Origin of the sequence: Campylobacter sp. CNRCH_2015_0338h (genome assembly GCF_025772785.1) — a bacterium.
Taxonomy (GTDB): Bacteria; Campylobacterota; Campylobacteria; order Campylobacterales; family Campylobacteraceae; genus Campylobacter_D.
The window spans coordinates 120,721-135,937 of record NZ_JAKMST010000004.1 but is presented as its reverse complement, the minus strand read 5'-3'; the positions used below and the strand labels follow the sequence as shown (position 1 = coordinate 135,937).

Here is a 15,217-nt window from a genome sequence, read left to right as displayed (position 1 = left end):
TTTACCTAAAATAAAAAATTCTCATTTTTGCACAACTTGATCTGCTATTATAGCTCATTTCTTCTTTGGAGGCACTTATAGCTTTTTTACTTAAAATTTTCCCAAGACTATGTCCTTTGCCACATTCGCATTTTATGGCTCTTTCATCACAAATGCAGTCTTTTTCCCATCTTTTAAAAGTATTTTTTACTATCCTATCTTCCAAAGAATGAAAACTAATAATGGCTAATTTACAATCTTTTAATTTTGCTTTTTCTATGTTTTCAAGCAAGGATTTTAATTCGCCAAGCTCATTATTTACTTCTATACGCAAAGCTTGAAATACAAGCAAAGCTAAAGACACATTGCGTCCTTTTAGCTTAGCATTTCCTATAATTTGACTTAATTCTTTTGCGCTTGCAATCTCTTTTTGACTTCTTGCATTGATGATTTTTTGAGCAAACATTGAAGCAACCGGTGTTAAATCTCCATAGTCTTTAAAAATTTGCTCCAAGGCTTCCTTGCTGTAAGAATTTACCACTTCTTTAGCGCTTAAAGGATTATTTTGATCCATTCTCATATCTAAAAAATCAGAATTTAGTGAAAAACCTCTATCATTTTTGTCAAGCTGCAAAGAAGATACACCTATATCAGCTAAAATTCCTCTTAAGTTTTGCGTTGGAATTTGAGTTAAAATATCTTTAAAACCTATATGGTTAAAACTTATCCTATCTTGAAAATTTTTTAAAAACTCTTTAGAAAAATTTAAAGCTTCTAAATCTTTATCACAAGCAATTAATCTTAGTTTCTCATGAGCTTGTAATAATGCCTTAGAATGCCCTCCATAACCCAAGGTACAATCTAAAAAATCTCCACTATCAAAATCATCAAAAGCATTTAAAACTTCTTGTAATAAAACAGGAATATGTGGACTTTGCAAAATAAACCTTTAAAATATTTTTTAGTATAATATCTTAGCAAAGTTTAAAACAAGGTTTTTAATGAATAAAGAAAATATCATTTCTCAAATCAAAATACTTTCTACTTCAATGTTTAAAAAAAATTTTTTTGGAATTTGCCACGGATCAGTTTCAGCAAAACTATCTCAAAGTTCTTTTATTATAAATAAAAATGACACTTTTTTAAATCAACTAGATGAAAAAAGTTTAAGTATTTTAAAATTTGCAAAAGATTATAGCTGGGATGAGGCAAGCAGCGATAGTGAAATCCATAAAAGTATATATGAGAATATACCTGAAGCTAAATTTATATGTTTTGCCTGTCCAACCTATACCTTATCTATGAGTTTAAATCATGATTTTATAACACCTCAAGATTATTTTGGTGAAATTTTTCTAGAAGAAATTCGAGTTTATAATCCTAAAAATTATGAAGATTGGGAGGATAGATCACAAACTGAAATTTATCGTTATATGTTAGAGCAAAAACAAAATTTTGTTGTTGTAAAGGGCTATGGTATATTTGCCTATGGTAGAACAAGTTATGAATTAGGTAAAATTATAGATTTAATTGAAAATTCTTGCAAAATTATCCATTTAGCGGAAACAAATTTATCATAATAATTTAAAATTAATCTTTTATTAATCACAAATTATTTATAATTTATAGTTTAATTTATTTAATCAGATTGGGGTAAAAATGCTCACTTGGATGCAGCATCATAAAAAATACTTAGTTGTAACTATTTGGATTAGCGTTATTGCTTTTGTTGGAGCAGGTTTTGTTGGTTGGGGGAGTTATGATTTTAACACCGACAGGTCAAATTCTGTTGCAAAAGTAGGCGATGAAAAAATAAGTTATGATGAGTTTAATCTTAAATATTCTCAATTATTTGGCTATTATTCTCAGCTAAACAATGGCAATTACACACAAGAACAAGCACAAAAAGATGGCTTAGATACCCAAGCTATTAATGAACTTATACAAGAAAAACTACTACTTTCTTATGCTAAAACCTTGGGTTTAAATGTGAGCGAGGAAGAAATTGCTTATGATTTAGCACATCAAAAAATCTTTCATAATGCTTCAGGTGTTTTTGACAAAAATTTATACTATAATCTGCTTGCAAGAAACAACTATACACCAAAAACTTATGAAAAAATCATTCACGATGAGTTATTACTTAAAAAAATCAATGCTATTTTAAATTTACAAATCAAACTAAATGAACTTGATATGTTTGGCGCAAGTTTTTTAATGCAAGATAGTTTAAAAGTTCAAGCTATAAAACTTGATAATAAAAACATAACAATGGATGAAAAAGAGTTAAAACAAACTTGGGAGAAAAATAAAGAACTCTATAAGACGCAAAAAAGTTACGAGCTTGCAACTTATTTTTTAAACCCTGATATAATCAAAATTGATGACAAAGAAATCCAAGCTTACTATGAAGAAAATAAAAATGATTATAAAGATTTTGCGGGGAAAATTCTAAGTCTAGAACAAAGCAAAGATAAAGTTATAAAAGATTTAAAACTTTCTAAACTTAAACTTAAAGCCAATGAAAGCTATGTGGCTTTGAGAAAAAACGAGCTTAATTTTGATAAAAATATCACAATCAGCGATGCTGATATTTATTATCCTTTAGAAAATATACAAAAAGCTAAAGAAAATGATTTTATTAAGCCTTTTAAATTTGAAAACGGCTATATGATTGCAAAAATTATAAAAATAAATCCTATACAAACTATGACTTTTGAGCAAGCTAAAAACGAAGTAAGTAAACTTTACATTAAAGAAAAAACTAAAGTCTTATTAGAAGAAAAAGCAAAACTCGCCCTAGATAATTTCCAAGGTATAGACATAGGTACTTATAGCCGTGACTCAAGCAAAAATGCAAAAGTGGGTAATATGATGAATGATACTGAATTTAGCGAGTTTTTAATGCATGTATTTGACTCAAATAAAGCTAAATCTTATGTATTATTTGATGATAAAGCAATAGTTTATGAGATCACAAAGCAAACTTTAGAAAATAAAAACAAAGAAGAAATTTACAAATTTATCATAGAGCAAAGCGCTAAACAAACTAAACAAGCTTTACTTAAGGAAGAATTATTAAAAAAACTTATAGAATTATATCCAATTCAACGCTATTATAAAGGAAATACAAATTGAATATTTTAGGAATTGACTTAGGCTCAATACAAACTTGCGCCATATTAGCACAAAAAAGCGAAGAAGGACTAAAAGTCATTGGTTTTGGAAAATCAAAATCAAATGGTATAAAAAAAGGAGCAATTACTAATATAGAACTTGCTTCAAAATCCATAGAAGAAGCAGTAGCTGATGCACAAATGATGTCAGGCGTGCATTATGATAAAGTAATTGTATCTATTTCAGGTGCTTATGCAAAAAGCGTAGATAGTATAGGTGTAGTTAATATACCAAATCATGAAATAGGTATTAAAGAAATTCACAGAGCAGTAAGCACAGCAAAGCATACTGCAAATATACCTAGTGGATATGAAATCATTCATGTATTACCTTATAATTTTAAAGTAAATGATCTTGAACATGTAGAAGATCCTTTGGGAATGAGTGGAAATCGCCTTGAAGTTTCTACGCATATTGTAATCTCGCAAGAAGTGCATATTAAAAATCTAAAAAAAGCTGTGGAGCTTGCTGATCTTAGAGTAGATAACATCGTTCTTTCAGGCTATGCTTCTTCTATTGCTTGCTTTGATGATAGTGAAAAAGAATTAGGTGCTATTTTAATCGATATGGGTGGAGCAGTTTGCGATATGGTCATTCATGCGGGTAATTCTATACGCTACAATGAATGCTTGCAAATTGGCTCAGTAAATATCACCAATGATTTATCCATAGCTTTACATACCCCACCAAAAGAAGCAGAAAAACTAAAATTAAATTATGCATCTTTAGCGCAAAATGAAAACTCAATTATACAAATTCCATACATGGGTGATGAAAAAAGAAAAAATGAAGTTTCGGTAGAAGTCATATCCAATGTAATTTATGCAAGAATTGAAGAAACTATTATTATTTTAGCTAAAATGCTAAGCGATAATGCTTGTGCAAATCAAGCAGGAGCAGGTATAGTATTAACAGGTGGAATGACAAAATTTGCAGGACTTGATAAGCTTGCTTCAGCTTATTTTGATAATAAAGCTGTTAGAATAGCGACTGCAAAAAAAGATACTATGGATGGTTTTAAAGAAATTTTTGAAGATGCAGAAAATAGCTGTGCTATAGGTCTTTGTTTATATGGTGGTGGGCATTTTACTCCTTATGAATTAGATTCTAATGAGAAACTAAGATACAAAGGAGAACCTGAATTTATCAATAAGCAGATCAAACAAAATCTTACCATAGATGAAAACGAAGAAGAAAATAAAGATTTTGAAGAAATTTTTCAAGATCAAAAAGAATTTGAAGATAAAAAAACAGAATTAGCAAAAATAGAAACAAAGAAAGATAAAAAAACGAATTTAATGCATAAATTTTGGAATAAATTAATAAACCAGTTCTAATAGGAGACACAATGAGCGAATATCTAGTGGAAGAAATGCAACACGCAAAAGGTGCAAAAATAAAAGTCATAGGCTGCGGTGGCGGTGGCGGTAACATGATAGATCATATGGTAAATATGGGTTTACATGATCTTGATCTTATTTCAGCTAATACTGATGCACAAGCTATAGCTAAATCTTTAGCAAAAACTAGAATTCAACTAGGTGAGAAAAAAACCAAGGGTTTGGGTGCTGGAATGCAACCAGAAATTGGAGCAGAAAGCGCAAGAGAAAGTTTTGAAGAAGTAAAAGCTGCTTTAAGTCAAAGCGACATAGTATTTATTTCAGCAGGACTTGGTGGTGGAACTGGTACAGGTGCAGCTCCTGTTGTAGCACAAGCTGCTAAAGAAGTAGGTGCGCTAACTGTTTCAGTTGTAACTATGCCTTTTGCATTTGAAGGAAAACAAAGAAAAAAATTAGCAGAAGCTGGTTTAGCTGAATTAAAAAAAGAAAGTGATTCTATCATTGTAATCCAAAACGAAAAACTTCTTAGCATACTCCCAAAAAAAGCAGGTATAAAAGAAGCATTTAAACTAGTTGATGATATTTTAGCTAGAGCTGTTAGGGGTATGGTGTCTATCCTTTTAGAAGATGGCGATATTAATGTTGACTTTGCTGATGTTAGAACTGTTATGAGCCACAGAGGTTTAGCACTAATGGGCGTAGGTCATGGAGAAGGTGAAAATGCTATCATGGATGCATTATCAAGTGCTATAGAATCTCCATTATTAGACGGCATGACTATGAAAGGTGTTAAAGGCGTAATCATCCATTATAAAATTGGTCCTGAATGCTCATTGATAGAAATTTCACAAGCTACTCAAAGCATTAGCGATATAGCAGATGAAAACGCAAAAGTAATCTTTGGTGCAACAACTGATGAGAGTATGGGTGATCGCGTTGAAGTTACTATCATTGCTACAGGTTTTGAAGATAAAGCTGAAATAGAAAGTGCTAAAGAACAAGAAGAAAGTAAAAAAAATAGCTATATGAATTTACGTAAAGCTAGCGGTGGATTTGATGAAGAAGTGATTTCTCAGCTTGATGTTCCTGCTTTCTTGCGTCGCCAAATGGATTAATTTTTTAGTAAAAATCCTTATATGAATTCTTCATTATTATGTGATTTTTACGAACTAAGTATGGCTTATGCTTATTTTAAACAAAATATGCATAAGCAGATTGTTTATTTTGAAGTTTTTTTTAGAAAAGCTCCTGATAATGCTTCTTATGCTGTTTTTTGTGGATTAGAACAAATCATAAATCATATTAATCATTTTTCTTTCTCTAAAGATGACATAATTTTTTTAAAAAATACTAAAAAATTTGATGATGAATTTTTAAACTACCTTTCAACTTTAAAATTTAGTGGAGATATACTAAGTGTTAAAGAAGGTAAATGTATTTTTGCTAATACACCTTTAATGATTATCAAAGCACCTATAATAGAGGCTTTATTGTTAGAAACTTTCATACTTTTAACCCTAAATCATCAATGTCTAATTGCCACTAAAGCTAGTAGAATTGCTCAAATTGCAAAAGAAAAATTGCTTTTAGAATTTGGCTCTCGTAGAGCTCATGGAGAAAGTGCGGCTTTAAATGGCGCTAGAGCTGCTTTTATAGGTGGTTTTCATGCAAGTGCTTGTACTTTAGCTGGGAAAAAATTTAACATTCCTATTAATGGAACCATGTCTCATGCTTGGGTGCAAATGTTTGATGATGAGCTAAGCGCTTTTAGGGTATATTGTCAAATTTATAAAGATAATATAAGTCTTTTGATTGATACTTATGATTATAAAAAAGGTATTGAAAATGCTATTTTAGTTTTTAATGAGTTAAATGCACAAGATTCCATGCAAAATTATTCTATCCGTATTGACTCAGGAAATTTGCTTAAAATCTCTAAATATATTAGAAAAAAACTAGATCTTGCTGGCTTAACAAAATGCAAAATCATAGCTAGTAATGCCTTAGATGAGTTCATCATAGAAAAATTACTAAAAGACAAAGCTCCAATCGATGCTTTTGGCATTGGAGAAAAGCTTATTACTTCGGCAAGTTCGCCTATTTTTGGAGCTGTTTATAAGCTTGTTGCATTAGAAAAAAACAATCAAATCATCCCTAAAATAAAAATCAGCGCAAGCTCAAGCAAAACAACCTTGCCACATTTTAAAAAACTCATAAGGTATTATAAAGAAAATAAAGCAAGTTTTGATATCTTATATGCACATGATGAAAGTATTAAAAATTATCAAGGTTATACATATAAAAATTTACATGAGCTTATTTTTAAAGATGGAAAATTAATCTATGAGCTTCCTAACTTGAAAAATATTCAAGAGTATCATAAAAAAAGTATTGATAGTTTGGATTTTAAACTAAAAAAACTTCAAAATCCAAGTATTTATAAAGTAAAAATTTCTAAAAAATTACAAAATATGCAAAAAACTTACTTAGAAAAAAATTAATCTTTTTTTCTAAGTTTTACCTCATCTTCTACTTCAAGTAAAAATCTATCTACAAGCTCATCTTCTTTTAATTTTGCCACTACTTCGCCATGTCTTATAACTAAACCTTGATTTTTTCCAAAAGCAATAGCCACATCAGCACCCTTAGCCTCGCCCAAGGCATTTACAACACAACCCATAACACTTATATTTAATGGTTCTTTTATATGCTTAGTTTTTTCTTCTACTATTTTAATCGCTTTGATCAAATCACTTTGAATTCTTCCACAAGTTGGACATGAGATGATATTTACTCCACTTTTTTGCACTCCACTATCTTGCAAAATAGCCCTTGCTACTTTAATCTCTTCTTCAAGCTCCCCTGTCATAGAAACTCTCATTGTATCGCCTATACCTTTTAAAAGCAAATTTCCTAAAGCAATCGAGCTTTTAACCGTGCTATGAAATTTAGTCCCTGCCTCAGTAACTCCTAAATGAAATGGATAATCACAAAGTGGTCTTAGAGCTTCATAAGCTTTTATGGTATTTTGCACATCTGAAGTTTTCATAGAAATTTTAATATCAAAAAAGTCTAAATCTTCTAGTAATTTTATATTATATAAAGCGCTCCCAAGCATAGCTTCTATATTATAACCATATTTATCGCTAAATTGCTTTTCTATAGAGCCATGATTTACCCCTATTCTAATAGGAATTTTCCTTTGTTTACAAGCTTGCACCACTTCTTTGATATTTTCTTTTGAGCCTATATTTCCTGGGTTAATTCTCACCCCATCGATAAATTCAGCACAAAAGACTGCTAGCTTATGATTAAAATGTATATCCACTATTAAAGGTAAGGGACTTTTTGCTTTGATTTCTTTTAAAGCTCTTGCATCTGCCATATCCAAACAGGCTAAACGCACTATATTTGCACCAGCAAAATAAAGTCTGTTAAGCTGCTCTAAACAACCTTCAATATCTCTTGTTTTAGTAAAAAGCATAGATTGCACTGAAATAGGAGCATCTCCACCTATTAAAACATCACCTACTTTTATTTGTCTTGTTTTGTACCTTGTCATTAAAATCACTCTAAAAATATTTTTAGAGTATTATAGCCCAAAAATGGGCTATATCATTAATCTTTTTTATTTTTATTAAGAGATTTATATTTTATATCTGTATCTCTTGTTAAAAGGGTAAAAATTTGATTTGTCAAATCTTGAGTAAGTTTTTTAGCTTCCATTTGATTTTGCAATGAAAAATCAACTAAAATTTGCTTTGCTTTGTTCTTATCTTTTTTATAAAGACTTAAATATTCTTTTTCCATAGCTTCTTGTTTTAAAGATGTGTCTTTTTCAAATTTAGCATAAGCATTTTTTACGATAGGAGCATATTTATTATAATCACTCATTACAAGAGTTTGCAACTTGCGATAAATCCAATAAATTGATTTATCATCAGCTTCATTTGTTCCTTGTTGATATCCTGCAATAAACTCATCATTACCAAAATAATAAGGCAAATACACACTCAAATCAGCCATTCCTATTGCAACATAATTTAACCTACCTATTTCTTTAGGAAGCCACGGTCTAACTTGCATAATGTGAGATTCATAAGTTCTAAACACACTCACAACACGGTAAATGTTTTCATTTTCATTGAAATTTGCATATGGATCATATTTTGTTCCATCATAGTGCGATCTTAAAGCTTTTTTTAAATCATCCACACTAAGTTTTTGCTCAGGTTGCAAAAACACATTAAAATTAGCGCCATTTTTTACATCTTGATTTAAAGATGGATTAAACATTTTTTGTATCCACCAAACTCTAGGATAATTATAAGTTAAATCTCTATCATCATTTCTTGTATAAACTTTAAAAAAATCAAAATCCTTATCCACTTTAGGATTATACGCTTTATGTATTATGGCAAAATTTATTAAATTTTTAGAATGCAAGGTATTTTCATCGTTGAATTTTAGTTGTTTTAGCCTACCTTGATTCGCACTAACAAAATACGAATTATTAGGAATTTTTACAGCCATCCACTGATGTGCTGTGGCACTTTCTAAATACCAAATTTCTTTAGAATCCACAAAAGCTACTCCAAAACCCTCAGCAGCTCCTTGTTTTTCTATAATATCACCCAATAATAAAACACCTTCTTTTGCACTTTTAATTCTTGGAAGCAAAACATCCAAAATATCATCTTCACTAATGCCATTTTTCTCATTATAAGGATCAAATTTTAAAAGTTCATCTTTTGCATAAATTGATTCAGTAGCACTTATCCCAACACCCATTTCATTAAAACCAGTAGCACCGTGTAATTTACTTTGCCAATTAGCTATGGTACTATATTGAAAAGATTTAGTAGGCAAAGGGTAAGTAAAATCATTCATTCCTTGATGTGCTTTAGTGCTATAAATACCTTTTTGATTTTCAACTCTTGGGTGGATTAGAAAAACTTGTGCTTTATCTGCCTTACTATCAGCACTTCTTGCAACCAACATAGAGCCATCTTTACTTGCTTCATTTGGTACTAAAATAGTAGTGCAAGCTAAAGTATTATTAAACAAAGCACCAAAAAGTACACAACCTGCAAGAAAACTAAACTTTTTCATTTTCTCTCCTTTAAATTTAAGAAATTAAAAAAGTATATTCTTATCAAAATAAATTTAAAATTAAAAATAAAATATTGTTTTTATTATAAAATAATAATTATTTATAAATAAATATATTTTTCAAGAAAAATCAACTGGATCTATATCGCAAGTAATATTTTTAAAATTTAAAGCAAAATGCTCAAATTTTACAAGTTCTTGATGGGTATTAGCACGCAATAACACATAAAAACGCCATTTTTTATTTAGCATTTCAATACCACAAGCACCATGGCCTACTAATTGCACTTGTTTTAATTCTTGAACTTTATTAGCTATAAATTCACACAAATTTAAAGCTTTATTTTTATCCTCATCTTCAATAATTAGCCTTAAAAGTCTTTTAAATGGAGGATAAAGTTCATTTCTAGCATTTAATTCATCTTTTAAAAAACTATCGTAATCTTGTATATATTTTTCAAAAAAAGATCTATTTTTAGTTTGTAAAAGCACCCTACCCTCACCCTTTCGACCTGCACGACCTGCTACTTGCATAGCAAGAGCCAAAGTCTCTTCTAAGGCTTTAAAATTAGGCCTAAATAAATATTCATCAAGCCCCAAAATCACACTCAAATCAACGTTGTGATAATCATGTCCTTTAGCAAGCATGGAAGTGCCTACTAAAATATCAATTTTTTCTTGGTTAAAATCTTTTAAAATCATATCAAGCTTTTTTACACTGCTAATCTCATCACTATCAAATCTTTTTATGATAGGATTAAACTCCGCTAATTCTTTTTCTAAAAGCTCACAAAGCTCTGCTGTGCCCATTTTTTTAGCTTCAAGCATAACTCCATTGCAAGTTGGGCAGGTTTGATCGATTTCTTTAGTGAAATTACAATAATGACATTTTAATGCATTTTTATTTTTATGTAAACTCAAAGCAATAGAACAAAAAGGGCATTTAATGGTATTAGTACATTCTTTGCATAAAATTTGTCTAAAATTTGCCCTTGTAGGTAAAAATACCACGGCTTGCTTTTTATTTCTTAAGCTAATTTTTAATTCTAAAAGCAATTTTGATGAAACACTAAGCTCACTCTGATCGTATAAAAACTGCTTTTTACTTTCAAAGAAAGTTCCTTTAAGTCTAAAACAAGGATGTTTATAAAAACTTACAACACTTGGAGTAGCAGAACCCAAAAGAACTTTTATATGTATTTTTTTTGCTATAAATAAAGCCAAATCTCTTGCATTGATTTTTGGATTATTAGAAGCTTTATAAGAATTATCATGCTCTTCATCAATAATAATCAAACCCAAATTCTTAAAAGGTAAAAACAAAGCCGACCTAGCTCCCACCACTAAAAGAGCTTTTGAATTTGCTAAATTTTGCAAATATTCTTGCTTTTTTTTCTTAGTAATTTTAGAATGCCACAAGAAAAAATGCTCGCCAAAATACACTTTTAATCTTTTTTGCATTTGTGGAGTTAGAGCGATTTCTGGCATTAAAAGCAAAACCTGCTTTCCTTGCTCTAGATATTCTTTTATCAAGCTAATATAAATTTCAGTTTTACCACTTCCTGTATCACCAAATAGCAAACTAGTTTGTTTAGTTTTTATAAATTCCAAAGCCTCTTGTTGGTTTTTACTTAAACTAGGTACTTTTTCTATATGAATTTTTTCATTTTTATACTCTTTAATGCTTTCAAACATACCTAAAACAAAAGCTATTTTACTAGCATAATAATAAGCAATAAATTGAGCAAGTTCGTATTGATATTGCGTTAGTTTAAAACCTGTTTTTTCCTTTATGGCTTGGGTTTTAAAATCAGGCTTTGAACATTTTTGTAAAATTATAGCTTTGAGATTTTTTTTCCTTGCAAGATCGACTATTACCTCATCTAAAATTTCAAATTCTTCTTCACTTTCATAAGTTAAGGTATCTAAATAATATCCTTTAATAGCAAGTTGATAAAAATTCAAAACACATAATCCTTACAATTTAAACTCACACATTCTAAAAAAACTTTTTCACTATTATAAGAAAAATCTATGTAATTTTTAGTATTTATAAAAAATCTATATTGAGTATTTGCTATTTTCATCCACGATTTTTTAGATGAAATGATTGGTTTATCTAAAACGCTGTAAGTACATTGTTTCGTATTTTTATAATTTTGAGAATTAGAACATACAAATAATTTTTGATTTTCACTATTTATTAAAGCTTCATCTAAAATTGCTGGAAAATCCTTACTTTCTTTAAATAAAAACTGATTTCTAAGTAAAGACAAAGAAGCATTGATAAGTTCTACCTCACTTTTTACTTGAATGAGTTTAGCATCGTTTTTTCCAAAAGAAAAATACGGATAAGCAATTACGCTAAGAATAGCAATAATCATCATACAAAAAACAAGCTCTATCAATGTAAAAGCTTTTTTTGTTTGCATTTATTTTATTTCTTCATCGATAGTATTGATAAGTTTATTGAGTTCTTTTTTTAAGATATAGTTTTCGTAGCTAAGTTTTACAAAAGCATTAATGAAATTTGCAAGCTCTATCTTGCCTGTACCTCCAGAAATTAAAGCAATTTCATCTTCAAGATGATTTGCAAATTCATTACTGCATGTTACAACAAAGTCTTTTGCATAGACATTAATTGTAACTTTTCTTTGGTTATTGTTTGCCAAGAACTGCCTCTATTTTTTTGATCACATCTTCGCTTTCAATATTTTTATTTTTAAGCTCTTCTTCTAAACGTGCGATTTGATTGTTTTTAGCTTCATTTTGTGCTTTTACACTTACTAATTCATTTCTTAAATTTTCATTGATTTCACATACTTCATTATATTTAGCCAAAAGCTCATTTACTTTATCTGTCATTGTGTTGATTATTCTTTCATCATACATATTTTCTTGCCTTTATTGATTTTATATTTAGAGTATTTTAAACACATAATTGTAACAAAAAAAAATTTAATTTTGCATAGCTTTTTGTTTTAAAATTTAAATTTTTACAAAAAATTTTGTGTAAAATTAGCAAAAATACAAGTTAGGAAAATTTATGTTTGAACTTACTAGTGATTTTAAGCCAAGTCCTGATCAAAAACAAGCCATTGATGGTATAGTAAAAAGCATTAAAGCGGGCAATAAATACCAAACCTTGCTAGGTGTTACAGGCAGTGGAAAAACTTTCACTATGGCAAATATCATTAAAAACTTAAACATGCCTACTCTTATCATGAGTCACAATAAAAGCTTATGTGCGCAACTTTATAGCGAATTTAAAGGTTTTTTTGCAAATAATCATGTGGAGTATTTTATAAGCTATTATGATTATTATCAACCAGAAGCTTATATACCAAGAACGGATGTTTTTATAGAAAAAGATAGTTCCACTAATGAAGATTTAGAAAGATTAAGATTGAGCGCAAGCGCTTCGCTTTTAAGTTATGATGATGTTATTTGCATAGCTAGTGTTTCGGCAAATTATGGTTTGGGAAATCCAAGTGAGTATGTAGGTATGGTTTTAATTTTAGAACTAAATATGCAAATTTCACAAAAAGAACTTTTAAAAAAACTTGTAGACATGGGTTATAAACGCAATGATAATTTCTTTGATAGAGCTGATTTTAGAGTAAATGGAGATATAGTAGATATATATCCAGCTTATTATGAAGATGAAGCTATTAGGCTTGAGTTTTTTGGCGATGAGCTTGAGGTGATGTATCATTATAATGTCTTAGAAAATAAAAAAGGTAAAGATTTAAAAAAATTCATACTTTACCCAACCAGTCAATTTAGCGTAGGTGAAGTTAGGCTTAAAGAGGCTATAAAAGGTATAAAAGCTGAATTAAATAAACGCCTTGCTTATTTTGAAAATGAAAATAAACTCGTAGAAGCACAAAGGTTAAAACAAAGAGTAGAATTTGACCTTGAAATGCTTCAAAGCACTGGAATGTGTAAAGGAGTTGAAAATTATGCTTTGCATTTAACAGGGCTTAAAAGTGGTGATACACCTTATACACTTTTTGATTATTTTGCTATTAAAAACCAAGACTTTTTAGTCATTGTAGATGAATCTCATGTATCTTTACCACAATTTCGCGGGATGTTTGCAGGGGATAGAAGTAGAAAACAAACTTTGGTTGATTATGGTTTTCGTTTGCCAAGCGCCTTAGATAATAGACCTTTGATGTTTGATGAATTTATTAATAAAAATTGTAAATTTTTATTTGTTTCAGCTACACCTGCACCTTTAGAGTTAGAATTAAGCAAAGAAAATATTTTTTATCAAATCATGCGTCCAACAGGGCTTTTAGATCCTAAAATAGAAATCAAAGATAGTGAAAATCAAGTAGAAATTTTATACGATGAAGCTAAAAAAGTTATAGAACGCAATGAAAGAGTTTTAATAACCGTTTTAACTAAAAAAATGGCTGAAGAGCTTAGTAAATACTACTTAGAACTTGGCTTAAAAGTAAAATACATGCACTCAGAAATTGATGCAATAGAGCGTAATGAAATCATCCGTGGTTTAAGAAGTGGTGCTTTTGATATTTTAATCGGAATTAATCTTTTAAGAGAAGGACTTGACTTGCCTGAAGTTTCTCTTATAGCCATTATGGATGCAGATAAAGAAGGCTTTTTAAGAAGTACCACTGCACTCATTCAAACGATGGGGCGTGCTGCTAGAAATGTCAATGGAAAAGTTTTACTTTTTGCCAAAAAAATCACAAAATCTATGCAAGAAGCTATAGATACTACTAATGAAAGAAGGGCTTTACAAGAAGCTTATAATAAAAAACACAACATCACACCAACCTCAGTAAAAAGAAATATAGAAGAAAGTTTAAAACATGAACTTGAGCAAGGAGAAATTTATCGTAAAGGCAAAGAACTTGAAAAAATGCCTGCAAAAGAACGCGCTAAAATAGTAAAAGAATTAAGAAAACAAATGTTAGAAGCAGCTAAAAATCTTGAATTTGAAAAAGCGGCAATGCTTAGAGATGAGATTAATAAATTAAGAACTTTATAATCCCTTAAATAAAGGGATTATTTATTTGCTCTTTCTATATATTCTCCACGCACAGTATCAACGCGAATTACTTCCCCTTCTAATACATGGAAAGGAATTTGCACTACTGCACCTGTTTCTAAAGTAGCTGGCTTTTTGTTTGAACCTTGAGTATCACCTTTAAAATTTGGTGCTGTTTCGATAATTTTAAGCTCCATTACTTGAGGCACCTCCACACCTATTGCTTTTCCATTATGGAATAAAACATCCACCATAGTTCCATCAAGCATCCATTTTTTAGCTTCACCCACATCTTCATCGCTAATTGCAACTTGCTCATAAGTTTGAGTATCCATAAATTGACAATTTTCACCATCATCATATAGATATTGCATTTGCTTTTCTTCTAAATTTGGAGATTCGCATTTATCTCCTGCATGGAAAGTTTTTTCCAAAACCTTACCATCGATAAAAGATTTAATTTTAATACGAACAAAAGCAGGACCTTTTCCTGGTTTTACATGTTGATATTCTACGATTTTAAAAGGAATACCATCAATTTCTATTTTTAAACCTTTTTTTAAATCTCCCATTCCATAAGAAGCCATAT

Annotated in this window: 14 protein-coding genes; 6 read left to right on the top strand and 8 right to left on the bottom strand. The window is 29.7% G+C overall.

The window, feature by feature from the left end; genetic code table 11:
- Position 1: 1 nt before the first annotated feature.
- A complete protein-coding gene (rsmH, locus tag L8X30_RS04235) occupies positions 2 to 919 on the bottom strand; it encodes a 16S rRNA (cytosine(1402)-N(4))-methyltransferase RsmH (protein WP_263679180.1) in 918 nt (305 codons plus the stop codon).
- A 61-nt stretch (positions 920 to 980) separates the two neighbouring features.
- Here rsmH and L8X30_RS04230 point away from each other — a divergent pair, with 61 nt between their 5' ends.
- From L8X30_RS04230 to L8X30_RS04210, 5 genes are all read left to right on the top strand, one after another.
- On the top strand, positions 981 to 1,559 hold the full coding sequence (locus L8X30_RS04230; RefSeq protein WP_257397147.1) for a class II aldolase and adducin N-terminal domain-containing protein: 579 nt from the start codon (positions 981 to 983) through the stop codon (positions 1,557 to 1,559).
- Between the two features lie 79 nt (positions 1,560 to 1,638).
- Entirely contained in the window at positions 1,639 to 3,117 is a 1,479-nt protein-coding gene (locus L8X30_RS04225) for a peptidylprolyl isomerase (protein WP_263679178.1), read from the top strand.
- Positions 3,114 to 4,493: a cell division protein FtsA gene (gene ftsA, locus L8X30_RS04220; RefSeq protein ID WP_263679177.1), complete on the top strand. Its 1,380-nt coding sequence runs from the start codon at positions 3,114 to 3,116 to the stop codon at positions 4,491 to 4,493. Before L8X30_RS04225 ends, ftsA begins: the two co-directional genes overlap by 4 nt.
- Positions 4,494 to 4,504: 11 nt before the next feature.
- Positions 4,505 to 5,611, top strand: a complete 1,107-nt coding sequence (gene ftsZ / locus L8X30_RS04215; RefSeq protein ID WP_039626779.1) for a cell division protein FtsZ — start codon at positions 4,505 to 4,507, stop codon at positions 5,609 to 5,611.
- 21 nt (positions 5,612 to 5,632) lie between these two features.
- Positions 5,633 to 6,997 (top strand): nicotinate phosphoribosyltransferase, encoded by a 1,365-nt coding sequence (locus L8X30_RS04210; RefSeq protein WP_263679175.1) that lies wholly within the window; start codon positions 5,633 to 5,635, stop codon positions 6,995 to 6,997.
- On the opposite strand, the gene ispG is transcribed toward L8X30_RS04210, so the two are convergent.
- From ispG to L8X30_RS04180, 6 genes are all read right to left on the bottom strand, one after another.
- Positions 6,994 to 8,058: a flavodoxin-dependent (E)-4-hydroxy-3-methylbut-2-enyl-diphosphate synthase gene (ispG, locus tag L8X30_RS04205; RefSeq protein ID WP_412175499.1), complete on the bottom strand. Its 1,065-nt coding sequence runs from the start codon at positions 8,056 to 8,058 to the stop codon at positions 6,994 to 6,996. The genes L8X30_RS04210 and ispG overlap by 4 nt on opposite strands.
- A gap of 56 nt (positions 8,059 to 8,114) precedes the next feature.
- A complete protein-coding gene (locus L8X30_RS04200) occupies positions 8,115 to 9,608 on the bottom strand; it encodes a C69 family dipeptidase (RefSeq protein WP_263679174.1) in 1,494 nt (497 codons plus the stop codon).
- Between the two features lie 120 nt (positions 9,609 to 9,728).
- Positions 9,729 to 11,573 (bottom strand): primosomal protein N', encoded by a 1,845-nt coding sequence (locus L8X30_RS04195; protein ID WP_263679173.1) that lies wholly within the window; start codon positions 11,571 to 11,573, stop codon positions 9,729 to 9,731.
- Positions 11,570 to 12,040, bottom strand: coding sequence for a type II secretion system protein (locus L8X30_RS04190; RefSeq protein WP_263679172.1), 471 nt, complete (start codon positions 12,038 to 12,040; stop codon positions 11,570 to 11,572). Before L8X30_RS04190 ends, L8X30_RS04195 begins: the two co-directional genes overlap by 4 nt.
- Complete coding sequence (locus tag L8X30_RS04185) at positions 12,041 to 12,280, bottom strand: hypothetical protein (RefSeq protein WP_012661889.1); 240 nt, start codon at positions 12,278 to 12,280, stop codon at positions 12,041 to 12,043.
- Positions 12,267 to 12,500: a hypothetical protein gene (locus L8X30_RS04180; protein WP_012661890.1), complete on the bottom strand. Its 234-nt coding sequence runs from the start codon at positions 12,498 to 12,500 to the stop codon at positions 12,267 to 12,269. The genes L8X30_RS04185 and L8X30_RS04180 overlap by 14 nt, the downstream gene beginning before the upstream one ends.
- Positions 12,501 to 12,654: 154 nt before the next feature.
- Between L8X30_RS04180 and uvrB the strand changes: the two genes are divergently transcribed.
- Positions 12,655 to 14,628, top strand: a complete 1,974-nt coding sequence (gene uvrB / locus L8X30_RS04175) for an excinuclease ABC subunit UvrB (protein WP_263679170.1) — start codon at positions 12,655 to 12,657, stop codon at positions 14,626 to 14,628.
- Between the two features lie 17 nt (positions 14,629 to 14,645).
- Here uvrB and efp read toward each other — a convergent pair whose 3' ends face one another.
- Positions 14,646 to 15,215 carry an elongation factor P gene (efp, locus tag L8X30_RS04170; RefSeq protein ID WP_039618934.1) on the bottom strand — a complete coding sequence of 190 codons (570 nt, stop codon included), beginning with the start codon at positions 15,213 to 15,215 and terminating at the stop codon, positions 14,646 to 14,648.
- Positions 15,216 to 15,217 lie beyond the last annotated feature (2 nt).